Source organism: Acinetobacter tjernbergiae DSM 14971 = CIP 107465 (genome assembly GCF_000374425.1).
Taxonomy (GTDB): Bacteria; Pseudomonadota; Gammaproteobacteria; order Pseudomonadales; family Moraxellaceae; genus Acinetobacter; species Acinetobacter tjernbergiae.
Genome location: NZ_KB894367.1, coordinates 23,597 through 48,916 on the forward strand (window position 1 = coordinate 23,597; position 25,320 = coordinate 48,916).

Genomic DNA, 25,320 nt, shown 5'->3' on the forward strand with positions numbered 1-25,320 from the left:
AATAAAATTGAATTGTTAAATTTTGCAAGAGTTTGCAATACATTCTAGAGCACTTACCAACGGAACTTATTCCAATTTTCTGGGTTTGCCCAGAACTTAGAATTAAACCAATCTGGTACATGCTTATAGGTCAAAATATTAAATTGCCACAAAGCAAAATCACTATCATGCGTCGTTTTATCAATGAGTTGAGTAAAACCAAGTGAACGCAATAATTTCTCATCCCCCAATTTGCTAACAACAACAATCCGTTTTGCCATCAAATCTCGTAGTTTCACTAATAACTGCACTTTTTGGGTTTCACTCATATTTTGCATTTCATCTGTATCAAATAATACAAAACCGAGATCATAACGTTGTGTAAATGGCTGATTTAAAAAGTCAGTTACGTTAAAATAGTGCCATTGAATTGAAGCATTTTGGTCAATCTGCTGACCGATACAAAGTGCAGTATGAATAGGCTGTTCTTGGGATAAATCGTCTAGCATAGAAGTGATGACATTTTGTTCAGCCATAACTGCAATCCTTGATTGAAAAAGATGAGAGTTTATTGATGGAACTACAAGGCATTTGTCATAAAATGCATGCAGCGCTCAAAACGCATAGTGTAACTGATCAACCAAGCAGCAAGGCAAATGTTGAATATAAATTTATATTAGATCGTTCAGAAACTGATCTACCGTTTATATTAGGTCAGGAATTAGAGATTGAATGGACGGGCAATGTTTTTTGTACCTCTTGTGGCGCTAAAACACCAAAGTCATATTCGCAAGGACATTGTTTTAAATGTTTTAAAACAAAAGCGGAATGTGATTTATGTATTATGAAGCCTGAGACCTGCCATTATCACCTCGGAACTTGTCGTGAAGATGAATTTGCACACAAGGTCTGTTTTCAACCACATATTGTGTATTTAGCCAATTCCAGTGCTTTGAAAATCGGAATTACCCGTATCGTTAATATGCCGACGCGTTGGCTTGATCAAGGTGCTACACAAGCTCTACCTATTTTGAAAGTGGGTTCCCGTCGTTTATCTGGTCATTTGGAAACGCTAATCGGTACTCAAATTGCTGACAAGACGGATTGGCGTAAACTCCTCAAAGGTGAAGCTGAACCCTTGAACCTCATTGAGCAACGAGATCAAATTCTTGAAGAGTTCGCACCTAAAATTCAAACGATTCGAGATGAGTTTAGCCAAAATCTTGAATTCAATGAAGAGCTGGAATTTTTAGAACATGAGTTACCCAAAGAGTTTATTTATCCTGTTGAACAATATCCTGAAAAAATTAAATCGTTAAACTTGGATAAAACGCCAAAAATTCGAGGTGTGTTACATGGTATTAAAGGACAATATCTGTTACTCGATATTGGTGTAATCAATATTCGTAAATATACAGGTTACGAACTGATTCTAAGAACCTAATAAAAAGGTGGCATTTAAAGCCACCTTTTCTATTTAATTTGCTTTTAAGCAATTTAAAATTGCAGTTACAGGATCTTCTGTTTCACCTGAAATTAAACGTTTATGCATACTTAAATGCTGCATCATTTGAATATGCGCCGTTTCATTGTCCATTAACTTTTCGATTTCGATCGCAAGATTTTGAGGTGTCGCATCTGCTTGAATGAGTTCTTGGATGACTTTTTTACCTGCAATGATATTCGGTAAAGAATAATAAGGAATCTTCACAAGCAATTTGACGATCATATAAGTTAACCAATGCAACTTATAGAATGTCACCATTGGACGATGTAATAACATCGCTTCAAGCGTTGCTGTTCCTGATGCGAGTGCAACGATATCACTTGCATTCATGACCATACGACCAATTTTAGATTCTGCATCCGTATTTTCTAGAATGTAAATCTTTGATTTTAGTGTCGCATCTAAACTCTGAATCCCATGCTCAATTTGTTGTTTGCGTGCATCATTAATTGCAGGAATCAGAAACTCAAGCTCAGGGTATTTTTTATGTAATATCTCCGCCGCACCAATTAATAAAGGCAATAAGCGATCAATTTCGCTTTTACGACTGCCAGGCAATAAAGCAACGTGCAATTCATGTGCTGACAAACCCAATTGATGTTTTGCGTCTACAATTGGGTTTTTTAATGGCAATTGTTTTGCGAGTGGATGCCCAACAAAGGCCGCGGGCACCTGATAATTTTCATAAAAGGTTTTTTCAAATGGAAATAAGCACAGCACCAGATCAATACTACGTTTAATCCCATGAACCCGCCCTTGTCGCCATGCCCAAACCGATGGACTGACATATTGAACCGTCTTAATCGGTAAGGTTTTTTCTTTAATGGTTTTAGATAAACGTAAGTTAAAATCTGGTGCATCAATCCCAACAAAAATGTCAACTGGATGCTCAGCCCAACGCTCGATTAAACCATCACGAACAGCAAATAATTTTTTTAAATCTTTTAAAACCTCGACAATTCCCATAACCGATAAGATTTCCATTGGATAATAACTATGGAAACCTTCCGCAATCATTTGCGGCCCACCAATTCCTTCAAATTCAGCATCAATCCCTTGTTCACGAAAACTACGCATCAGTTTGACGCCTAGAGTGTCTCCTGAAACTTCTCCAACGACGATACCAATTTTTAGTTTTTGCTTTAACAAGACCAATGCCCCATTCAAATTTTTAAATGATTCTAACAGAATGATTTTACACCGAATCACTAGAAATAATGCAATTTGTTCATGATTGGTGAACAGTAAATATTATCTAAGATGGCATTTATTATTCTAAATACAATCTAGATTTACGATGAATGAAGAATTGATTGAAATTCAGCGAAGATTTAATATAAACAAGAATCATTTCCATATGTGATTTATTTCTCCCTTCTTCCGCTTCAAGACCCTTTATGGCTAAATCTGCATCTATTCCGCTTGTCTATCGACTGAGCATTTTCTATCGCTTTGTGCTGAGCTTTGTTCTTGGCTATCTCTGTATGATGTATTTAAGTATTAGCCTGACCATGTTATTAACAGCGGTTTTAGATAAAGCGGAAGCCGTTTATCTGGCAGCATTTATTGCGACTCTCTTTTATTTGGGCTTCATCATCATTAGTTTTTGTGCAAACTCATTACTCAAACTGACTGTGATCAGCCTAATTTTGACAGGTACATTGTTTGGCTTATCTTTGGGTTTAAATTAAAAATGCAAAATAAAGGCGTTCGCCAATCAATGGCGTGGTTACATGCTTGGGCAGGTTTAATTTTTGGATGGCTTTTATTTGCTATTTTTTTGATGGGAACAAGTTCATATTATCGTCATCAAATTAATTTGTGGATGCAGCCTCAACTCTCACAATATCAAATCAACCAAGCTACTGCGATTCAGACTGCATCTCAATATTTAGAAAAAAATGCAGCTGATGCTAAATCATGGTATCTCAATATCGCGAACCCTGAAGAGCCTGTAAATAAAATTTACTGGGAAAAAGCCACTGGAGGCTATGAAAGCCGTAATTTAGACGCGAATACGGGGCAAGAATTGAAACTCTCTGCGACCCAAGGTGGAGACTTTTTTTATAATTTTCATTTTCAACTATACGGCTTGCCTGTTCTGATCGGTCGACTGATGATTTGTATTGCAGCCTTTATTATGTTGATTGCATTGGTTTCAGGAATTATTACCCACAAAAAAATATTTACAGACTTCTTTACATTGAGAACCTTTAAATCACAACGTTCTTGGCTCGATTTTCATAATGTATCTTCAGTCCTTGCACTTCCCTTTTTCTTGACAATTACCTTTACAGGATTAGCGATTTTCTTTTACCTCTATTTGCCATGGGGAATGAAAAAATTATATCCAGATCACCCGTTTCAATATTTCACTGAAATTAGAACCATAAATAAAAGTACGGATCAGCAAACAGCACCAATTAAAACCGAAATGCGATCTATCAATACATTATTAGAAACGGTAAAACAGCAATGGGGAGATCAGGCTTTAGCTTCTATCGAGGTTAAAAATCCAAATACGGATCAAGCCATCATCACATTTAAGCAATTAGAAGATCGCTCTATCACGCTAAATCAAGCGCAGATCACCTTTGATACGCATGGGAAAGTCCTTGCGAATACCAAAAATGAAAGCGCCGTTGCAACACTCAATGCTGGTGTATATGGTTTACATATGGCAACTTTTGCACAACCTGTATTACGGTTCGCTTTCTTTTGCTCTGGTATATTGGGCTGTTTAATGATTGCTTCGGGGCTATTGTTATGGAGTTTAAAACGCCAGATTCAAAATAAATCTCAACAATTTCATTTTGGCTATTACTTGGTTGATCGTTTAAATATTGCTGCATTTATTGGTTTACCAATCGCAATGCTTAGCTATTTATTTGCCAATCGGTTTATACATATCACTGAAACCACACCCAATTATGAAATCTATACCTTCTTCAGTACTTGGGTACTTAGTCTGCTTCTTGCTTTTTTCACCAAGAAACAATACTTATGGAAATCACAAGTGTTTATCTTTGGACTGATTGCCCTTGCTTTACCCGTATATGATTTGGTCTATTTAATCAATCATCGACTGATTTCAGATTTATCAAGTTATTGGTTATTCTTGCGTATTGATTTATTTCTGTTCGTTTGTGCCTTATTTGCTGTATTTATTTTTAGAAACATTCAACCTATTCAAGAAAAATCTACACAAAAGATCAAAACAAAATTAGCCAAGAATGAGGTAAAAGCATGATTTTTTTCAGCCTTTTATTAACATTCATCGGTATGTTTTTACTATACCGATCTAGTGCTAAACAAATCACCAAGGCAAAAGCTACTCAACAACAATTCTTGAAGCGTTTTAAAACCCCAATCGGCATTTCTGCATTTATCTGTTTTCTAGTTGCAGTAAGCCTACTTTGTTTAGAGTATGGAAACTCAGTTGGATTTATCAGTTGGTGGATATTTGCAACACCTGTGACCTTTATGCTGGTTTTATCGGTCAATGAACTAAAACCAAATAAAAAATAAACCTTCATATGGATAAAAGCATGCACTACATCAGTAGTGCATGCTTAAACTTAGGGTTTTAAACATCAATGCCCATGATGGCTATGGTCTTCTTCTGAAGCCTTTTGATCTTTGTCACCACAACATTTCATTTTTCACAACGCTCCCTAAACAATAGAGATTCTCTTGACAACATGCAGAATCTATTTCGCTCTTGCCAATATTTGCATACGTCTTCATAGTAAACATTGCAATCAGGCATTGAATTATTTTTAACATTATTTGGTCTGAAAATCCTTTGAGCACCTTTATTCATACACAGAACCATTACTAGTAAGATAAATAGCAATAGAATTTTTAATTCAAATGAACATGTCCTCTTTAGCTTTTTTTTTCATAAATAAATCACTATTCATCACAACGGTTTATCTAAAAAAAGCATAAGATATGCTCGTTTTAGCATAATTAGGCATATTGTCGATGTTCGGTCCGATGGAATTTATTTTAGCTGGGGTTTTGGTTGGCTTCTGTGTAGGTATTACAGGTGTTGGCGGTGGTTCACTGATGACCCCTATTTTGATTAGTTTATTCAAAATTGAGCCTCATATTGCCATTGGTACAGACCTATTATATGCCTCTATTTCTAAATTTTGTGGTTCTGTTGTACACGCAAAAAAACTGAATATTGTATGGCCAATTGTTCTTTGGCTTGCGCTAGGGAGTATTCCTGCATCTTTTGCCACTTCTTGGGTACTCGAACATTATCTAAGCCAATCAACGCACTATAAAGCTGTACTGACCATGGTATTGGGCTTTATGTTGACATTGACGGGTATCTCAATTGTATTCCGTAGCCAAATTGAAAAGTTATTTGATCGTTTTCGTAATCGTGAGCAAGCGAATATGGAAAGCGAACAGCATGCACTTCAACATAAACGCTTATATATCTTGATCATGGGTATGGTTTTGGGAGTTTTCGTCACCCTATCTTCTGTCGGTGCTGGCGCATTTGGCATCATGGCACTCGTGATTATGTTCCCTAATTTACCAATGATTCGTATTATTGGTTCTGACGTTGTGCATGCTGTCATGCTTACGGCAGTCGCTGGTTTAAGCCACATGTCTGCTGGGAATGTCGACTTTAGCTTATTGATGTGGTTACTTGTTGGCTCGATCCCTGCAATCATTGTCGGAACTTTAATCAGCTCACGTATGCCAGAACGATTAATTCGCCGAATTCTAGGTATTACCTTATTTGCACTTGGCATTAACTTTATGGTGAACCCAATAAAAGCAAAACCGAAACCAGTTGAAACGCATAAAGTTGCTGTCGTTCAACAAGTAAGCCATTCATCAACGATAGTTTAATTCTAAAAAAGCCGATTGTTTTTGCGCAATTTTGCGAATCGATAGTTAATCAATCGGCTTTTCATGCTATATTCGTAGACAAAATAACCTCTTCTTTCGATTGAATTTGTGACAGCAATGAATACTCTACAGTCAAATCCAGTTTCTCAGCCAGATATCGACGACGTTAATATTAAAAGCATTCAAACTCTAATTACCCCTGCGGAACTGAAAGCTGATCTTCCTTTATCTGAAGCTGCATCTCAAACTGTGTTACAAGGACGTGCAACTGTACGTAATATTTTAGACGGCAATGACAAACGTTTGTTTGTGGTGATTGGGCCTTGTTCAATCCATGATGTTAAAGCTGCAAATGAATATGCCGATCGCTTAAAAGAATTAAGTGAAAAAGTAAAAGATACTTTGTACCTTGTGATGCGTGTTTATTTTGAAAAACCACGTACGACCGTAGGTTGGAAAGGTTTAATCAACGATCCAGATATGAATGATTCTTTCAATATTGAGAAAGGTCTACATATTGGTCGCGGACTTTTACTTGAATTAAATGAAAAAGGCTTGCCATGTGCGACCGAAGCACTTGATCCAAATTCTCCACAATATTATCAAGACTTAATTTCTTGGTCTGCGATTGGCGCACGTACTACAGAAAGCCAAACACACCGTGAAATGTCTTCTGGCTTATCATCACCTGTCGGTTTCAAAAATGGTACTGATGGTGGTTTAACGGTTGCAACCAACGCAATGCAATCAGTTAAACATGGTCATAGCTTCCTTGGCTTAAATGAAAATGGTCAAGTTGCAATTATCAATACCAATGGTAACCCTTATGCACACGTTGTTTTACGTGGTGGTAATGGTAAACCAAACTATGATGCTTCATCAGTTGCTGATGCAGAGGCTGCTTTAGCTAAAGCAAAAGTGAGTAACAAAATCATGATTGATACCAGTCATGCAAACTCAAACAAAGACCCATACTTACAACCTTTGGTTCTCAAAAACATCACAGAACAAATTCTTGATGGTAATAAATCAATCGTAGGTATCATGGTTGAAAGCCATCTCAAAGGCGGTCGTCAGGATATTCCTGAAAACCTATGTGATTTGGTATACGGTCAATCTGTGACTGATGGCTGTATCGATTGGGATACAACAGAAAGAGCATTATTAGAAATGCATGAAGCATTAAAAGATGTTTTGCCAAATCGTTAATCTTTAAATAGATGTAAAACAGGCTCTTATGAGCCTGTTTTTAATTTTAGTGTCTAAAATATTAAATCTGTACTTCTATATCTGTAACAGGGAAAGCCACACAACTATAAATCCAACCAAATTGTTGTTCTGATTTACGCAGATGAGCCTCTTGTGGGTTAAATACCTTACCTGACAATAATTTGACTCGGCACAAGCTACATTCTCCAGAACGACATGCATTTTCAACAAAAAAACCGTTTCGTTCCAAACTATTCAATAATGGTTCGCCTACTCTAGATTGATAATGCCCTTTACCTTTGACGGTAATCGTCACAATCTGATCCAAGGAAATGCTTTGTGGCCAACCTAATTGAGTTTCTGGATGTTTGGGTGCGCCATTCGCTTCAACTCGAATTCGACGTTTAGGAATACCGATTTCTGTTAACAGCTTTAGGCAGTTTTCATTAAATGGCGTTGGCCCACAAATATAAAACATTTGTTGTCGACTTTCCCCAAGTAGATTTTGCAACCGCTCTAGGCTTAAACGTCCCCTTGTTCCCTGATAAAGATCACTTGGGCGAGTGACAAACTCCGTAAGTTTGAAATTCGGAAATTCCTTTGTGAGTTGACGTAATTCATTGGCATAAATCACATCATCTTCAAAGCTATTGACATAGATCAAATGGAAATCATACGTTAAATTTTTGGTCAATATATCGCGTAACATACTTCTAGCAGGCACACTACCTGAACCACCCGCAAGGAAAACCAATTCATGCCCATGAAAAAGTGGATTATGATAAAAATTACCCATTGGGCCACTGCTTTCAATGATTTGACCTACTTGTAGTTGATCAACGAGATAATGTGAAACAAATCCTCCATCTGCTTTCTTCACTGTAATATCGTAAAAATCTAACTCTAAGGGCATGGATGCAATTGCATAAGGTCGAGCTGTATTTACACCATTAATGTTCACAAATAGATTGATGTATTGACCTGCTTGAAAGGCTGGTAATTGTTTAGTTGAAGTTGCAACGAAACGAATGGTTTTGGTCGTTGCTGTTTCAGTCAAGATATCTTTCACTTGAAGCTGAAGTCGTTTCGGGTGTAGTTGATCAATCAGAGTTTTTACTTGCCCATGACGCTCTGAAAAATCAGTTCCTGTTTGCTCTAATTGTTGTTTAAATGCTAGGGTTTCATGGAAGCCAGACACTGCATTAAATACATTGATCTCAGACATGTTCTAACTCCTGTTTTTGTAATGTTTTAACGACAGCTCTTGCTGTAGATACGCCTGCGGTATAAGTCGGTTGAAATCCGCCCATTGATGTCCATGAACCTGCAAAATAAAGCCCCTCAACCCTATTTAAACGATCACGAATCAAGGCGGAGTCGGTCGAATTTTGATTAAAACCATAAATCGCACCACCTGGACTATTTAAATAACGCATCATGGTTAGTGGTGTTGCAACTTCTAACTCTTCGATGTGGGTACGAATTTCTGGGCAAACTGTTGATTCAATCAAGTCAATCAATTGATCTGCAAATTCATATTTCACTTTGGCATATTGTTCTGGTGCGACATTATTCCAAACATCTGCATATTGTAGGCAGACTAGAACCACCTGACTTTTGCCTGTAGGTGCAGCATCCGCATCATCCACGTTGTAACAAGTCAACATGCCGCTAATTGGGCTATGAAAAGTTTCCATCACATCGTAAACTTTTTCCCAATCTGTGGTTCTGGAAATAAACATCGAAGGTACGTGAATACCTAATTGCTCAGGGGTGCGGTCTAACCCTAAATAAATCACAAATGCTGAAGTGCCCATGCGTCTTGATTTGAAGTCGAGTTTGATTTTTTCTGGAGCTTCAATATCTAATAGTTCATTGAAGGTTAAAATTGGGCTAGCATTAGAAATCACTGCGTGACATGAGTGAATACTTCCATCTTCCAAACGGACAGCAGAAACTTTCCCATCCTGAGTCAAAATTTTCTCTACGCCACAGTTAAATCGGGCTTCACCTCCTGCTTCCAAGAAAGATTCCAGTAAAGCATTGGACATTGCCTGTGATCCACCTTTGATATGCCACGGCTTAAAAACTGCATAGGCATATAACATGATAGCTAAATCGCTAAATAACATACGATTTGGTGCTGCGCCTGTGTAATACCAATATGCAATCACCACAGAAATTAATTTCTGATCTTGAAAAATTTCATTCACAACATCGGATAGTGTTCTAAAACCATATTTCATAAAATATGGACAATGTGCCTCTAAGAATGCTTGATCTTGTAACCTTTGCGCATGTGGAACTGTTTTAAAACTCTCCATCGTTAAATGTTCACAAATCTGCATAAAGTGGTCGATATTGCTTATTTCTTGTGGAAATTGTTCATGCAATACCTTACGAATACCTGACCAGCTTGCGGGTAAAGTAATATCTAGCTCATTTGGAATCACTAAACGGTAAAGCTCTTTTTCTTGTACAAATTGAACTTTATCCATCACACCCAGTTCGTTGAAAATCTGGCGCATAATGAAAGGTTTATCTTCGGTACCAAGACCGCTTAATTGATGCAATGCAACTTCAAACTCAAAATCACCACGTACAAATGAAGTTGCACATCCTCCTGGAATATTATGTTTTTCTACCAACAACGTTTTCTTGCCCATTCGCTGAGCAGTCACAGCCGCCGTTAAACCCGCATTGCCTGAACCGATTACCACCACATCATAATTTGACATGCTTCACCTCATCTTAACACCAGTAAGATATGAATAAAAAAATTAAAAACTAAACTCATGTAAATTATCAAACTGAGCAATTGATTTACTCATTCGTGCCTGAATCGACTGCTGAATATCGCTGCCATTTAGAATCGCTGCTTGTAGCAAAGTCGTATGCTCTAGTGCCGCCGAGACACTATGATCACGTGCATAGACGAGACTTCGTTTGCTGCCGTGTATGGCAACAGGTGGTTTACTCGCAATTTTTTGTGCAATTTTAAACGCATGCTGTAAGAGTTGTTCTTTATTTTCTAGTACTTTAACCACTAAACCGAGGCGATAAGCTTCAGTAACCGTTAATGTTTCTCCTGTAAATGCATAATATCGCGCAATATTATCTGGGATAATTTTCGGCAATCGCTGTAATACCCCAACATCTGCCATCATACCAACATTGATTTCTTCAATTCTGAATTGTGCCTGCATACTTGCAAAACTAAAATCGCAGGCAGCAATTAAGTCTAAGCCTGCACCAATACAAGCGCCGTGTATTGCTGCAATCACAGGGAAACGCAGAGTTTCTAAACAACTCAATGCTTGTTGCATTTCGGTCAGGCTCAACAGGATGGTTTCTCGATCTAATACATTTTGAGCATGAAATTCTGGACGCTCAGCAAACATCTGTAAGTCTAACCCTCCACAGAAGATCTCACCTTCTGCTGAAATGATCATGGCACGCACGAGACCTGAATGATTCAGTTGTTGGATTGCTTTTGGAAACTCTTTCCAAAATGATAAATTGAGACTATTGGCTTTATGTGGTCGTGAAAGTTGTAAATGAGCAACACCCTCATGTACTGTGACATGAAAGCACTCATAGCACTTCTCCATGCTGCTTTTCCTTTTGTTGAGTGAAAATAGAACAAGGACAGTGTATGTTTTAATCTTTACACTGTAAAGATACTTAACATCAAAAAGATTAATTTGATATGCTAAGATAAAGACATCATTCAAATTTATAATTTTTTACATGCCAAGAAATGCAGCTAAACCACGTGAGACGTATCATGTCGGTAATCTTGAACCACAATTGTTGATTCAAGCCAAACGCATGCTTGAAGAAGTTGGACCTACTAAAATTTCGATCAGAGCAATAGCAGAACAGTTGGGTGTGAGTGCAACAGCCGTCTATTATCACTTTGCGAATAAAGATGAGCTTTTGAGCCGATTGGCTGCAACAGGATTTTCGGAATTAGAATTTGTTTTAAATCAAGCTTTAGCTGAGAGTACAGCAACAACAATTTTAAAAGAAGTTAGCTTGGCTTATTTTCGTTTTGCTAAACGTAATCCTACAATGTATCAACTGATGTTTGGCTCAGAGATCACACAAGCGACTTTAACGCCTGAGTTAGAACGTGCGAGAGAACAAGCATTTCAGGTTCTAAAACAGACCATTGCTCAAATTCTTGATCAAGAAATTCATTCAAAGATGGTGCGAATAACAGCTTTATCCAGTTGGTCACATATTCATGGTATGGCATCGTTATTGATTCATCAGGTGATTGTATTACCTGAAACTATTGATGAAGAACAATTGGTTGAAAATGCCTTGCAAAGTCTTAAACATTTGTTTTCATTAATGCCATAAAAATTCAAAATTACGATGGGTAATGCATAAATCTCGCCACGTATTCTGCACAACGTATCTGATTTGTTTTGAACCGTAACATTTTTTTAATTATACTGCTGCCACATTTCCCCTACGACGTATCGCTGATATGAAGTCCAGTTTTCGTCAACAGTTGCTAAAGTGGCGCGCCTCGCTCGGTGCGATTACTTTGCTTTGTTTACTCTGGCATATCTTCTTACCAACGATGGTACATACTGGGGTCGTACCTGCACTCTATGCAATGCCTACACATTGCCAAGTCACAGATATTAAAAATAGTTTGATGTTGTCTGAATCTCATTCAAGTCACCATCATGCCATGCATGAAATGCATCACCAACAGCATTCACAACCGACTCAGCATGATCAACTCAGTGATTATGCCAAAGAGGTTTTTGCCCTTGCTAGTCAAATCATGAAGCATTGTCCTTTATGTACACATGGTTTAGATGCTGTTGCAATTATTCCTTTAATTGCATTTATTTTAATCTTTGTACTGGCTTGGTTTAGTCGTGTACGATGCCTATGTTATACGTGGTCAGAAGATCTGCAAATTCCACGTATCTTCTATATCTTTCCAATTAAACAAGCACCACCGCTCGCTCTATAAAATGCTTTTTTAACATTTCGTATCCAGTGTCTCACTGCGGTACAGCCTCGTTTATTGCTTTTTATAGAGTTAAATATGAATACTCAATTTCGTTTGTCAGTATTAACGACAGCATGTCTATCGATTACCTATAGTTCTATGGCTTTAGCTGAAACATCAGCTCAAGATCAGACTAAAACGCTAGATACAATCGTGGTAACAGCAAGTCGTGAAGGCGAATCTATTAATAATACCCCTGCTGCAATTAGCAAAATTACCAGTCAAGACATTGAAAATAAACATGCCACTTTTATTGGTCAGTTGCTCAATCAGACGCCTGGTGTTTTGATGAATGATTTGGGTAACGAACAACACATGATGTCGATTCGTCAACCCATCACGACTTCTGCTGTTTATCAATATTTAGAAGATGGTATTTCGATCCGTCCAGTCGGTGTGTTTAACCACAATGCTTTATATGAAGTAAATTTAGCTGGAATTGATAGCATTGAAATTTTGCGTGGTCCAGCAAGTAGCTTGTATGGAAGTAATGCAATTGGTGGCACGATTAATTTCCTCACCAAAGCGCCGAGTTTAACCCCAACAGCTGATTTAGGTCTGAGTGCAAGCTCTGAAGGTTATCGCCGTTTAGACTTTGGTGCATCCAATACATTTGATACTGAGTACGGTGAACATGGTTTAAGACTGTCTGCCTATGCCAGTGATCGTGGTGATAGCTGGCAAGATCATGCTGAAAGTAATAAGCAAAGTGTGACTTTAAGACATGATTGGCGTATATCAGATGCCACTCAAATCAAAAATATTTTCAGCTACAACCATTTAAAAACCGATATGACGGGTAGCCTTAATGCTGAAGATTTTAACAAACGTCCAGGTTATAGTTATCAAACATTTACATATCGAGAAGTAGACTCAACCCGTCTTTCATCACAGATTAACCATCAATGGAATGATCAGCAACAAAGCCAATTAACCGTGTATTATCGTGATAATACGACAGATCAAAATCCGAGCTACAATATTCGCACTGATGTAAAAGATAAAAAACCTACAGGAACTTATAGTGGGCAAACCACCTATAACGCTTTTCAATCTTATGGTTTAAATTTACAACATTCGATTAGCTTTGATCAGGTAAAATTAATCGTTGGGGCGATGGCAGATCATTCTCCAAACCAAGCTCAAACCAATGATATTGAAGTCTTTCGTGATCCAAATACGCTTGTTTATACAGGTTACAAACAACGTCAGTTATTACGTGACTTCAAAGTTGATGTCAATAACCAAGCATTCTATACACAAGCAAATTGGCAAGCTTTGCCCAACCTCAATCTAGTCGGTGGCGCTCGCTATGATTGGATCAGTTATGACTTTGATAACAAACTTGTCCCATCAAAAGTTACAGGTGCGCCAGATGGAAAGCGCAGTTTTCATAAGGCAAGCCCTCAACTTGGTTTTGTATGGAACATCACACCCGAATTAGATCTGTATAGCAACTGGTCACAAGGTTTTGTGCCACCAGAGGTCAGTAGTTTATATGGTGCAAATCTCGTCACACCAGACTTAAAAGAAGCAACATTTAATAATATTGATGCAGGTTTACGTTTCAAAGTTTTAGATGATCGACTGGATGGTGAAATTACCTTGTATCGTTTACAAGGTAAGGATGAAGTTCTAAGTTATACAAAACCTGATAATACTCGTGAACCACGAAATGCAGGAAAAACTTTACATCAAGGCATTGAGATTGGTGGAACTTGGAAACTGAGTGAACGATATGATCAACGCCTGAAAGTTTCTGGAAGTATCGCCAAACACGAATATAAAGAATTTCAGCCTTCATCTACGCTCAACTATAGCGATAATACGATGCCAAGCTCACCAAAAAGTTTTGGCACGATTGAGTATCAAATCAAACCTATTCCAGCATTATTGCTGTCGGCTGAAGGTATTTATGTTGGCTCTTACTGGATCAATGATGCCAATACCGAAAAATATGATGGGCATACCATTCTAAATTTACGCGCCAATTATCGTAAAAATGCTTATGAGGTTTATGGGCAAATCATCAATGCCGCAGACGTGCATTATGCTGAAAGCACGTCATATAGCAATAACCAAGCTAGTTATACCCCAGCTGCACCACGAACTTATTTATTAGGTTTACGTTATCATTTTGGGAAATAAACAATGAATGCCAGCCAACTCACAAAACGACTGAAATTACATCGTCGCTTGGGGATGGTGCTCGGCATTTTGGTTTTGATGTGGTCTTTAACAGGTGTGTTGCATCCAATCATGAGCGCAACACAACCTCAACCCGTCAAACGAATGCCACCATCTCAGCAACTCAACTTAAAAAATGCTTTGTCTGCACCTCAAGTATTGCAACAACATCAAATTACAGCGTTTTCCGCATTACAAGCCATTCAGTTACAACCTGAACTTGTGGCTTATCGAGTTTTAAAACCAAATCAAAACATTGCGGAGTATTTTGATAGTCGATCGGGTCAACTCATTGAAGATGCAGAGCAACAAGATGTAAAACGTCTTGCAATTTGGTATACGGGTTTAGCCAAACAACAGATCGTTTCGACTGAACTGATCACTGAGTTTAGTGATGACTATCCAAGTGTGAATCGTTTATTGCCTGTTTGGCGTGTAAGTTTTGACAATGGTTTAAGGGCTTATGTCGATCCATCACAATCTCGATTAGCCACGCTATCTAATGACCAAAAAATGTGGATGGCGAAAATATTTCGTTTAGGTCATACATGGACTTGGGGCGATCAACCGTGGACAGGACAAAGTATACTGATGCAAATTGCCTTAATTGGCATTTTAGTTCTTACCTGCATGGGAATTGGATTATTTTTTAAGATTCGTAATCGCCAGAACCATCGTTTAGCTCACAAGCCGATTCGCTTTTTACATCGCTATTTAGGCATCAGTTTAAGTGTATTTATCTTGCTATGGATATTCAGTGGTTTCTATCATGTTTGGCATAAAAAATCTGAGATTGTGAACATTCAACCGATGTTTTATACACAGAGTTTAAGTGCTATCGCATGGAAAACGGCTGTTCAACAGCCAATACAACGCCTTAACCTTGTACCGATCTCCTTTGCTCAAGATCACGCTCAAGCAGGTTGGATGGTTCAATTGACAGACAAACCACAGCTACAAGGCAGCATGACCGCGGCCAAAGAACATGATCATCATAATCATTCTAAAAGCGCTGCCCCTGCAATTGAATTGATTGATGCACATACCGCTACAAAATTAAATACGCTTGAGCAAAGTAAGCAGTTGACTGCCGACTATTTACATTTACCAGTGGATCACTTTACTCAAAGCTCTTGGGTCACCAGTTTTAGTGGTGAATATGGTTTCATCAACAAACGTTTACCCGTAGTAAAAGTTGAAAGCAATTTAAGTGATCAACTCAGGCTGTATATTGAGCCAAGTAGCGGTGTGATTGCAGCGCAAGTCACTCAACAAGATGCTTTAGAAGGTTTTAGTTTTGCATATCTACATAAGTGGACATGGCTACCACTAGATAAAACACTCAGGGATATTTTGTTAAGTAGTATTGCTGGACTCATCGCTTTATTGGTGATCTTAGGTTGTAGATTAGCAGCCCGAAAAGCATCCTAAGTTCTGTGTTGATCCTTCTTAATTTAAGGAGGATCAATTTTTTAAAATTAAACCCATCAAATATAAAATGAAGCAACCACAAAACTTAGCATTAATCCTGTCTCAATCAGCTCAATTGCAGCACCAACAGTATCACCAGTAATCCCACCAATTCTTTTGATAAATAAAGCTCTTAAATAAAATAATACAGCAATAAAGCAGATGAAAGTCACCAATCCCAACCATTCGAACACACAAAGTAATGAAATTGTAATGACAAAAACAGTCCATGTAAGTTTCTTTGGAATAAAATCAGTAATTGAACGTCCTAGCCCTTTATCACGAACATAAGCTGTGGTTAAAAATAAAAATAATGGAACACTACGCCCAAGCATTGGAACTAGAATCAAAAACGCATTGAAGTGCTGCTCAAGCAGCACATACAGCGTAGCAAATTTAAGTAAACAAACAGCAACCAGACTCAGCACACCGATTGGACCGCAGCTTGGATCTTTCATAATTTTGAGTGTACGTTCAGGATCACCAAAACCACCCACCCAAGCGTCTGCTGTATCGGCTAAACCATCAAGATGGAGCCCACCCGTGAGCCATATCCATAACACTAAAATGATACTGGCAATCAATAAAATTGGCAGTTTGACTAAAATCAGAGACACACCAAGCAGTACGAGTCCGATCAACAAACCCACAAATGGATAAAATAAGATCGCTTGACCATTTTGCTTTGCACTTGGCATTGTTTTTAATTCAATGGGCAAAACTGTTAAAAATTGCAAAGCAATCCAAAAAGCTGTCATGCAAGAAATCTCAGTCAAACAATATTGATGATTTACAGATTATGAAGAAACAAAAATGGGAATAGAACCCTATTCCCAAATTAAAATGATAAATCAACTAGATTATTGAATTTGATAACATTGTTTAAGCTTCAGATAGTCATAATAAAAACTGTTGGTACTATATTGTGCATATTTACATGATGATTTAAACAAGGTCTCTTTTTCATTGTAGAGCATTTTTACCAAAGTTGTGCCTTGAGCATTTTGGTAAATATCCCACTGTAAATTCGCAGCCATTGGCGATACTACTTCACCTCTCCACGTACTATTGCTGTAGTTATATGTTTGATGTAAAGGCAAAGGCTGCATCATGTCATGTAATTCCAAACTAGTCGCCAGTGGAATAATGATTTCTGCATGTGCGAAGCGTAACACAGCACGGTGGGATTGTTGTTTATCGACAATTGCATCTACTTGCTTAAACAAATCTTGTTTTAGACCTTGAGCAATGTTACTGGTGACAGCATTTGATTCTTGAAAGCTTGGCCCTTTCTCATAAAAATCATTTGCATCGTTAAATTCAGCATAGAATTTTGCTGCATCTACAGGCATATATTGATCAAAATTTACATCTTTTAATTCAAGCTGCATACCACCAGAAATTGAATACAACTCATAAAGATAAGCTGCTGCATCCACAGCACTTGCAATGGTATTTTTTCCTTTCCCTTTTTCAGTAATGGTTTCACCTTTTGGTGATGTCACGGTATAAGCACCGTTATTACTGAAAGTATAACCAGTCGTACCTAATTTTTTGAGAAATTCAGGCTTAAAAATTGGGTTAAGTACATTCATTGCAATTTGCTGTGCGCGTGTATCTTTTGCCAAATCATTTAACTTATTTTTTAGATATACATCTTCAGCTTCAAATTTTTGATAGGCTTGACTTGCATCATAGATTGCTTGTTGCTGAGTTGATAATGGACTCACCAAATCTTGATCTTTATTCAAGCTATGGAAATAAAGTTTAAAACGATCTACGCCGCCATCCTCAATAGAGGGGATACTGGTACTGGTTAAACTGGTATATGAAACAGGTGTAACTTGATTTTTCAATTGGGGTTGCTGTTGAATCAATTCAGCAGTAAAGAACTTGGCACTGTCAACCGCACGATCTACGCCTGAGCTTTGAACTAAAATAGATTCAGGTTGTGTCGCTGCTATTTTAAATAGCTCAGGTAAACGCTGTAAAAGACGGTCTGCAATACCACGATGTTCTTGAATACCGAGCATCGTTTCATTGCCATATCCATACTGACGGATTCCGTCCACCCCATAACCAAGCAGAATATTGGCTTTCATCATAGTTTCTAAATCGGCACCTAGTTTTTCACCTAAAGGCGTTAAAGCATTCTCGGCCTTGGCTTGTTTCCATAAATTATAAAGTGCCAAGTCATATTTAATACTCGATAATCCTCTTGAGCCATGACGTGCTACTAACTCTGTAAAAACAGGTTTAAAACCTTGTGGAATTGCTTCGTATTTTTTAAGGTCTTGTTGAGGTTGATATGGTGTTTTGGTTTGATAATATTTTGATGAGGTATTTTGTTCAGGGCTAGACTGTGATTGTTGCTCATTATTATTACATGCTGCCAATAATATACTTGCACATAACATACTGCTTTTAAATAAAATATTCATAGAATGGTCAATTTGATTATACGTGCTATGTATCATAGGAAACAGTAATGACAGTTCAGTTACATTGAGCAATTAACATTTCCCTTTAAAGAATTATTTAACTTTTAGTCAATAATTACATCATTTTCTGATTCAATCTCAAAAGTTATAGAATTTCGAACTGCATTTTCTCGTGATATTTTGATAAGGAAAATGAATATAACTTGCCTAATTCGGCAGGCATTTTTAATAAATCATCTGGGTTTTGTTGTTGTGCTAAACAGGTGAGTAATTTGATGACACCACCATGCGTAATGACTAAAGCCTTTTGCCCATTTTGTGCTTGTATTTGAGTATAAATCTGCTCAAAACCAATGAAAATTCTTTGTTGGAACTGGGTTAAAGACTCACCATTTGGCGCATGATATTGCGTAGGAAATTGCCAAAAGTTTGCTAATCGCTCAGGTTCGGCTTCATAAATGGCTTGGGTTGAAATACCTTCCCAATCACCGAAATACATTTCTTTGATATGCTCATTGACCCGCATTGGCAATCCGAGTTGATCTGCCAAATGCTCTGCAAAGCGACGACAACGCCGCAAAGGTGAACTGATAATCACATCCCAATCCACTGAAGTAGTCATGTACTGCTGAATGGTTGATTGCATTTGCAACCAACCCTGTTCAGTCAGATCATCATCCAAATGCCCACGTAGCGTATGGCTTAAAGTCGTTTCACCATGTCGCAGTAAATCAATCTGCAACTTTATCACCTGTTACTGCCGCTTCCGCAAAAGTTGCCATTTGATTATGCAATACACAAGCAAGTTGGATCATAGATAATGCCGCACCAGCACCACTGCCTTCCCCTAAACGTAAATTCATTTTGAGGATTGGCTGTGCTGCAAGTTCTTTTAAGATACGTTGATGACCATATTCTGCTGATTGATGTCCAAATAACATCCATTCACGACTCTGAGATTGAATACGCATCGCACATAAAGCTGCAACTGAACTGATAAAACCATCCACCACAATCGGCAAACCAATTTGCGCACAACGTAAATAAGCCCCTGTCATGGCAGCTATTTCTAAGCCACCAACAGCCGCTAGGATTTTTAAAGCATCATTCGCAACATGAGGTCTATGGAGCTTGACCGCTTGATCAATGACTTTAATTTTATGTTGTAATTGTTCAATATTGATTCCAGTGCCTAAGCCTGTAAGCTGCTGCGCTGATTCATTCAGTAACAAACAGGCAAGTGCTGAAGCTGAACAGGTATTCCCAATGCCCATTTCACCTGCAACAAAAATATCGCTTCCCTGCGCTTTTGCGAGATCCGCACTATTTTTACCCAGTTCAAGCGCGGCAAGGCATTCTTGCTCAGTCATGGCTGTTTGTTGCGCAAAATTAGCTGTACCAGCTCGAATACAATGACGCTCAACGCCAACATAATTATAGGTCTCACCGACAGTACCGCAATCAACAACTTGTAAATGTGCTTGATGGTGTTTGGCAATCACACTAATCGCTGCACCACCTGAAGCAAAATTTTGTAGCATTTGACGCGTAACTGCTTGTGGGTAAGCCGAGATATTTTCTTCCACGACACCATGATCACCTGCAAAAATCGTGATCCAAGGCTGTTGAATTTTAGGGTGAACTGTACCCTGCAAATTTGCGAGTTGAATTGCCGTTGTTTCTAAATCACCCAATGCACCTGTTGGTTTGGTTAATTGCAGTTGACGTTGTTCTGCTTGCTGTTTCGCATCTAAATCAGGTTGTTGAATCGGTTCTAAGTACCAAGTTACTTGTTCAGTCATGTTCTTTCTCATCTTTTAAAATCATTGGAAAACCTGCCACACAGAACACCACTTTATTTGCTAACTGCCCTAAAGCTTGATGTAAACGTCCTGCTTCATCCACAAATTGACGGCTAATTTCACCCATAGGAACTACACCCAGTCCAGTTTCGTTACTCACTAAAATAATGTGTGATTTGAGTTGGGGTAATAGGTTTAAAAATTTGTCTGTTTGCTGCTGTTGTAATTCAGCATGATCGGATAACAATAAATTGGTGAGCCATAAGGTCAAACAATCCACCAAGATCACTTGATTCTCTTGATCTAATTGCAACAGTTGATCCGCAAGAAAAATAGGTTCTTCACACAATTGCCAATCATCAGGACGTTGTTGTTGATGATGCTTAATCCGTTGCTGCATTTCTTGGTCTAACGCTTGTGCAGTCGCAACATAGACAACAGTGACACCTTGTTCTTTCGCCATTTGTTCAGCCAAGCGGCTCTTACCTGAGCGAGCACCACCTAAGATGAGCTGTAACATATTTAACCTAATCTCATTTGATGATAAGGATACAGTAATCCTTGTAAAATCTGTGCCTTATAATAGCCGAAAGTTAAATGATTGACCTGAATTTTAAACTGTCTAGTCGCTAAATTTTTGATGCGTTCCAGTACGATATCACTTTGCCATGTCTGTTGATAAAGTCCTAACGTGATATGTGGGCAATAATCGAGTGCTGCAATTTCATTTGAACCTTGAGCAAGCTGTTGGCGAATTTTAGACAGTGTGTTATTGGTATCATTGACCTGTAAAAATAAAGCACTACTAAAACTATCAATCTGGGTGATTTCTAGTTCAAATGGCTTTAACTGCAATTGTTTAAGTAAGTCGATCTGTCGATTTAATTGTACAAGCTGGAAATCATCATCATATTTCTTAAAATCTGCTGTCAAAAAACCGCAAACAAACAAAGTAATGTGATACTGGCGCTGATTTGATGGGATGAGAAGATTTGAAAATGGTGTTCTGAGCTGATCTAGATACCGAATCAATTCAGGTTGATCAATTTCGATATACCACAGCCCATAGTCTGAACGACCCAAATGCCATTCAGGATAATCTCGCAGTTCAGTTGCAATCAGTTGAGTAGATGCCTGTAATAACACAACGTCTAAATCATCTTTAAAGTTGTGTTATTCAAACACAAATCAATTAAAACATTAAAGTTCTTTTCAATATTTCATTTCAAACAGACTCCGACTTGATCTCCCCAAACATCTCGTTAAACGCTAAATCGACATCGGCTAATTCATGTTGAATACCTTGATAAAGCTGATCTAACAACTGTTTCTTTTGAGTTTCGGTCACATCCATGTAGGCGACATTTTTTTGAATGTGTTGAACAATCAATATTTCGTCTAATTCAAGTATCTTCAAAGCATGGGCATATCCATAAATTGCCCCATTTAAGAGATTTTGATGAGGCAACTGTTGTTGAATATGATTCTCTAAGCTTCCTAAAACACGCTCATTAAAATTAAGCTTTCTTAACGGCTCTCTTGCAACACGTTCACACGGATCTTTATAAGCAGATCGACATGAGTTTAAAAAACTTTCAGCCATTCGATCCAATTGCTTTTTCTGATTTGGGATTAAATTAGCTAAACCTAATTTAACTTCATCAACCAGTCTTTCAGCATATTGTCGAACTGCTAAATCAGCCATTGCAATACCAATCGTCTCATGCCCATTTAAACTGGCATACCAAGCAAGCATGGCATGACAACCATTCCACAAACGATTTTTAATGATTTGAATATCCGAAATCTGATCAACCAGAATCATTTGACGCATTTTATGAAGTAATGGACTGCGATTCTCTACATAAATTGGCATATCCGTTTCGCTATGAAACAAAATTAAGTCCATATTCTGTAGGAACTGGCCGGCTTGGAATTGCCCTTTCATATCGTCTAAGCATGAACTCAGGTATTGTTCTTGTTGCTCAGTTAAAGCCGTTTCATCTGAGAGTTCAATGCTATCTTCATTTAAATCAGACTGATATTGTTTAAATAATTGGTGTTTGATATTGAGTTGGCGATACAACGCCTGATCTGTAAGTTTAGAAGCCATCCTGTTTACGACCGTATCACAGAAATAATGTTCAGTTAAAATATGCTCAGCAATATCTTCATCTGTTATTTCAAGCAAAGCTTCACGGAGGTGCTTCAGTACCAAATATTTTGCACAAACTTTATTCAACACAATTAAGAAAGTAATTGGCTCATCATTTTGTATCTCTTGTGACATAAAACGTGCGAGCAAGCCTTTTGCAATTATTTTTGCTTCAGATGGAATCGCCTGTTCTGGTAAACACAGCACAATCAAACTCGATTGCATATACATGTCTAACATTTGCGGCTGATTATCCGCATCAATCACTGTTAGATTTTCGATACGTTCGTCATAAGAACACTGGTTATAGCGAATACTATAGCTTGCGAAACTATTTACAGATTCAAGATATAAACGATTTCTAGTTGATGCCAAGATTCGCTGAGGTCGAGTAAAACCATCCCAATGTGATAATACTTGTGCAAGATATCCACCACCGATCGCACCAAAACCATGAATCCCAACGGTTAATTGATTCAAACTTTGTGGAAAAGATTCTTGCAACTGCGGCATGCCCATTTCAGGAATATATTGATCTAAAGCATTCAGGCATTCATTCATGTCCTGATAATAGAATCTTGTTTGAGCCAACACCTGATCACTCGGCTCTTTGATATCTTTAAGTAAAATTGTGACTCCACCTGCTTCAGATGCAGAATTAATCCCATTTTCTGAATCTTCAAACATAAGGCACTGTTGCGGTTGTAGATTTAGTCTTTGTGCTGCTGTGATAAAAATTTCAGGGTGTGGCTTCCCTTGTTCGACTTCATCACCACAAACCAATAAGTCAAAAAATTTATAGACATTGGCATTAATTAGATATTCTTCTGCAATCGCACGACGACTCGATGTTGCAACTGCCATTCTTAAACCAGACTTACGCAGACGCTCTAAAACTTGGATTAAGCCCTTTTTAATGGGAACACCATTTTGACGAACAAACGCCAGTTCAATTTCATCTGCTCGTTTGCGAATAGCAGTATAAGGAACATCTGTACCATAAAACTTTTGTGCCAGTTGTTCAGATGCTTTTGCACTTAACCCTAGACACTGCATCAAATATTCATCTGAGAACTCCTGTCCAATCAACTCATTGGAGGCCTGTTTCAATGTTTGAAAGCGCAAACGCTCAGTATCAAACATTGTTCCATCCATATCAAAAAGTGCCCCTTGGACAGGATAATCATGAAAAATTAACATTTTTACTCCTTTGCTATGAACCAGACTTTTCTTAGGTTAACTAAAAAAATGCATCAAAATCCAAGGCGTAAATAAATGAAATAAATTTGATCAAAAAACACACTAAAATGGTTATTTTTTGATTCAAGAGCCTCTCATTTTGTTAATAATTTGCATTACCCCAAAAAATATGCTTGGTTTTTAAGCAAAAATGGCAAATGTTTGTGCTTATAAACTCGAATCTAAATCACGAGCTTAGTCGATGTTTTATTCTGTAGGATTAATATCCAAGCCAAATACAAACCCACACTGAGCATTAACACACTGAGTAAATAAAAAGGTAAATTGATCGCATAGTGATATAAAAATGTACTGAGCAAAGGTGCAACAATTAAACCAAGCGCCTGAATTGCAGTACATAAACTTGCCATTTTAATTTGTGCACTTTGGCTCACTGATTGTGCTGCCCCTGTCGTAAATGCAGGAAGCAGGCTTGCAACCCCTATTCCATATAAAATATAGCTGGCTTGGAAAAAGATGATTTGATCTGCATTTAACGACAATAATAAACCAGCAAGCATTGCCGTAATCCCTAAGCCTACCAAGGCTTGTAAGCTTAATCTGACAATTTTCACGATAATAATCTGAGTCAGAACCAAACTAAAACCAACAATTAACATACACTGAGAAAAGTAGCTTGCACTCTGCTGTATGTTGAGTTGAAAGCGATCCTGAATATAAAATCCTGCTGTCATATTCAAAGTCACGATTGCCATATAAGTACTAAAACCAAGGATTAACCACGGTAAAGCTGGCTTGATTGAAAACGCTGTTGATTCATCTTTTAAGCTTTGTTGTTGTATTAAATTGATCTGAGCAATCGTGTCTTTATGAAAAAATACGGTCAGTAAAACACTAAAGATCATCAATACAATAACAGCCACCCACATTGACAATAAAATCCCACCTAGCAACAAAATAGAAGTTACAAATGGCCCAATGATCATCCCTAAACTGTTCATTGCACCGTACATTGCCATTTTCTGACTTCGTTGTTCTGTATTAATGACATGCTGCATCACATAACTTTGTAAACCAATTTGTGGCATTGCCATGAATGCCCCTGTACTTGAACGGCTGAGTATAAGAAGTATAAAAATTGCGACAGGAGCTAAACTTTGATTGATGCCAAAATAAAGGATGAGTGTAAAAATCGCCCATGTAATGGTCATCCCCCAAAAACCATAATTCATCAATTGATATGGTGTTTGTATTTTTTGATGCTTAGCAATAAAAATTGAAGCAATTGCCATACAAATCGCACCCGCAGATACAATCATGCCCCCCTGAAGCTCGGTTAAGTGTAACTGCCGAATTAAAGGTGCAAGTAAAGGCAAAATCATGGAAAAACAAGTGCCGTTGGCTAAAGTTGCCCAAGCCAATAATTTAAAATTTCTTTGCATAATGAATGTCATAAA

23 protein-coding genes are annotated in these 25,320 nt (G+C 37.8%); 10 read left to right on the forward strand and 13 right to left on the reverse strand.

Translation table 11 applies throughout. The features are described from left to right. Window positions 1-53: 53 nt before the first annotated feature. The gene (locus tag C502_RS0111710) at window positions 54-515 is read right to left on the reverse strand and encodes a DUF6231 family protein (RefSeq protein ID WP_018679007.1); all 462 of its coding nucleotides are present in this window, start codon (window positions 513-515) and stop codon (window positions 54-56) included. Window positions 516-553: 38 nt separating this feature from the next. Here C502_RS0111710 and C502_RS0111715 point away from each other — a divergent pair, with 38 nt between their 5' ends. After that, window positions 554-1,423, forward strand: a complete 870-nt coding sequence (locus C502_RS0111715) for a DUF2797 domain-containing protein (RefSeq protein WP_018679008.1) — start codon at window positions 554-556, stop codon at window positions 1,421-1,423. Between the two features lie 33 nt (window positions 1,424-1,456). Here the strand turns inward: C502_RS0111715 and lpxB are convergent, their stop codons facing one another. Continuing rightward, the gene (gene lpxB, locus C502_RS0111720; RefSeq protein ID WP_035308164.1) at window positions 1,457-2,635 is read right to left on the reverse strand and encodes a lipid-A-disaccharide synthase; all 1,179 of its coding nucleotides are present in this window, start codon (window positions 2,633-2,635) and stop codon (window positions 1,457-1,459) included. 248 nt (window positions 2,636-2,883) lie between these two features. On the opposite strand from lpxB, the gene C502_RS0111725 reads away from it, so the two are divergent. From C502_RS0111725 to C502_RS0111745, 5 genes are all read left to right on the forward strand, one after another. Continuing rightward, entirely contained in the window at window positions 2,884-3,177 is a 294-nt protein-coding gene (locus C502_RS0111725; protein WP_018679010.1) for a hypothetical protein, read from the forward strand. A 2-nt stretch (window positions 3,178-3,179) separates the two neighbouring features. Next, window positions 3,180-4,736 (forward strand): PepSY-associated TM helix domain-containing protein, encoded by a 1,557-nt coding sequence (locus C502_RS0111730; protein WP_018679011.1) that lies wholly within the window; start codon window positions 3,180-3,182, stop codon window positions 4,734-4,736. After that, a complete protein-coding gene (locus C502_RS0111735) occupies window positions 4,733-5,014 on the forward strand; it encodes a hypothetical protein (protein ID WP_018679012.1) in 282 nt (93 codons plus the stop codon). The genes C502_RS0111730 and C502_RS0111735 overlap by 4 nt, the downstream gene beginning before the upstream one ends. A gap of 459 nt (window positions 5,015-5,473) precedes the next feature. After that, on the forward strand, window positions 5,474-6,361 hold the full coding sequence (locus C502_RS0111740) for a sulfite exporter TauE/SafE family protein (RefSeq protein ID WP_018679014.1): 888 nt from the start codon (window positions 5,474-5,476) through the stop codon (window positions 6,359-6,361). Window positions 6,362-6,478: 117 nt separating this feature from the next. After that, window positions 6,479-7,570 carry a 3-deoxy-7-phosphoheptulonate synthase gene (locus tag C502_RS0111745; RefSeq protein ID WP_018679015.1) on the forward strand — a complete coding sequence of 364 codons (1,092 nt, stop codon included), beginning with the start codon at window positions 6,479-6,481 and terminating at the stop codon, window positions 7,568-7,570. Between the two features lie 61 nt (window positions 7,571-7,631). On the opposite strand, the gene C502_RS0111750 is transcribed toward C502_RS0111745, so the two are convergent. Genes C502_RS0111750 through C502_RS0111760 form a run of 3 tightly spaced genes read right to left on the reverse strand, consistent with a single transcriptional unit; the run spans window position 7,632 to window position 11,181 of the window. After that, a complete protein-coding gene (locus C502_RS0111750) occupies window positions 7,632-8,795 on the reverse strand; it encodes an FAD-binding oxidoreductase (RefSeq protein WP_018679016.1) in 1,164 nt (387 codons plus the stop codon). After that, complete coding sequence (locus C502_RS0111755) at window positions 8,788-10,308, reverse strand: phytoene desaturase family protein (protein WP_018679017.1); 1,521 nt, start codon at window positions 10,306-10,308, stop codon at window positions 8,788-8,790. The genes C502_RS0111750 and C502_RS0111755 overlap by 8 nt, the downstream gene beginning before the upstream one ends. Before the next feature lie 42 nt (window positions 10,309-10,350). Continuing rightward, window positions 10,351-11,181 carry an enoyl-CoA hydratase-related protein gene (locus tag C502_RS0111760; protein WP_018679018.1) on the reverse strand — a complete coding sequence of 277 codons (831 nt, stop codon included), beginning with the start codon at window positions 11,179-11,181 and terminating at the stop codon, window positions 10,351-10,353. A 139-nt stretch (window positions 11,182-11,320) separates the two neighbouring features. On the opposite strand from C502_RS0111760, the gene C502_RS0111765 reads away from it, so the two are divergent. The 4 genes from C502_RS0111765 to C502_RS0111780 all read left to right on the forward strand — a co-directional run bounded on the left by C502_RS0111765 (window position 11,321) and on the right by C502_RS0111780 (window position 16,226). Further along, a complete protein-coding gene (locus tag C502_RS0111765) occupies window positions 11,321-11,938 on the forward strand; it encodes a TetR/AcrR family transcriptional regulator (protein WP_018679019.1) in 618 nt (205 codons plus the stop codon). 130 nt (window positions 11,939-12,068) lie between these two features. Further along, the gene (locus C502_RS0111770) at window positions 12,069-12,569 is read left to right on the forward strand and encodes a hypothetical protein (protein ID WP_018679020.1); all 501 of its coding nucleotides are present in this window, start codon (window positions 12,069-12,071) and stop codon (window positions 12,567-12,569) included. Window positions 12,570-12,644: 75 nt separating this feature from the next. After that, complete coding sequence (locus tag C502_RS0111775; RefSeq protein ID WP_018679021.1) at window positions 12,645-14,756, forward strand: TonB-dependent receptor family protein; 2,112 nt, start codon at window positions 12,645-12,647, stop codon at window positions 14,754-14,756. 3 nt (window positions 14,757-14,759) lie between these two features. Beyond that, the gene (locus C502_RS0111780; protein WP_018679022.1) at window positions 14,760-16,226 is read left to right on the forward strand and encodes a PepSY domain-containing protein; all 1,467 of its coding nucleotides are present in this window, start codon (window positions 14,760-14,762) and stop codon (window positions 16,224-16,226) included. Between the two features lie 56 nt (window positions 16,227-16,282). Here C502_RS0111780 and C502_RS0111785 read toward each other — a convergent pair whose 3' ends face one another. From C502_RS0111785 to C502_RS0111820, 8 genes are all read right to left on the reverse strand, one after another. Next, window positions 16,283-17,023 carry an adenosylcobinamide-GDP ribazoletransferase gene (locus tag C502_RS0111785; RefSeq protein WP_018679023.1) on the reverse strand — a complete coding sequence of 247 codons (741 nt, stop codon included), beginning with the start codon at window positions 17,021-17,023 and terminating at the stop codon, window positions 16,283-16,285. Between the two features lie 102 nt (window positions 17,024-17,125). Next, complete coding sequence (locus C502_RS0111790) at window positions 17,126-18,706, reverse strand: histidine-type phosphatase (RefSeq protein ID WP_018679024.1); 1,581 nt, start codon at window positions 18,704-18,706, stop codon at window positions 17,126-17,128. A gap of 145 nt (window positions 18,707-18,851) precedes the next feature. Beyond that, window positions 18,852-19,448, reverse strand: a complete 597-nt coding sequence (locus C502_RS0111795; RefSeq protein ID WP_018679025.1) for a histidine phosphatase family protein — start codon at window positions 19,446-19,448, stop codon at window positions 18,852-18,854. Next, the gene (cobT, locus tag C502_RS0111800; protein WP_018679026.1) at window positions 19,438-20,508 is read right to left on the reverse strand and encodes a nicotinate-nucleotide--dimethylbenzimidazole phosphoribosyltransferase; all 1,071 of its coding nucleotides are present in this window, start codon (window positions 20,506-20,508) and stop codon (window positions 19,438-19,440) included. Before cobT ends, C502_RS0111795 begins: the two co-directional genes overlap by 11 nt. Next, window positions 20,501-21,028 carry a bifunctional adenosylcobinamide kinase/adenosylcobinamide-phosphate guanylyltransferase gene (gene cobU / locus C502_RS0111805; protein ID WP_018679027.1) on the reverse strand — a complete coding sequence of 176 codons (528 nt, stop codon included), beginning with the start codon at window positions 21,026-21,028 and terminating at the stop codon, window positions 20,501-20,503. Before cobU ends, cobT begins: the two co-directional genes overlap by 8 nt. Window positions 21,029-21,030: 2 nt before the next feature. Next, window positions 21,031-21,654 carry a 2'-5' RNA ligase family protein gene (locus C502_RS0111810; RefSeq protein ID WP_018679028.1) on the reverse strand — a complete coding sequence of 208 codons (624 nt, stop codon included), beginning with the start codon at window positions 21,652-21,654 and terminating at the stop codon, window positions 21,031-21,033. 79 nt (window positions 21,655-21,733) lie between these two features. Further along, complete coding sequence (gene mtlD, locus C502_RS0111815) at window positions 21,734-23,863, reverse strand: bifunctional mannitol-1-phosphate dehydrogenase/phosphatase (protein WP_018679029.1); 2,130 nt, start codon at window positions 23,861-23,863, stop codon at window positions 21,734-21,736. A 221-nt stretch (window positions 23,864-24,084) separates the two neighbouring features. Continuing rightward, a complete protein-coding gene (locus C502_RS0111820; protein WP_035308176.1) occupies window positions 24,085-25,305 on the reverse strand; it encodes an MFS transporter in 1,221 nt (406 codons plus the stop codon). Between the last annotated feature and the right edge of the window lie 15 nt (window positions 25,306-25,320).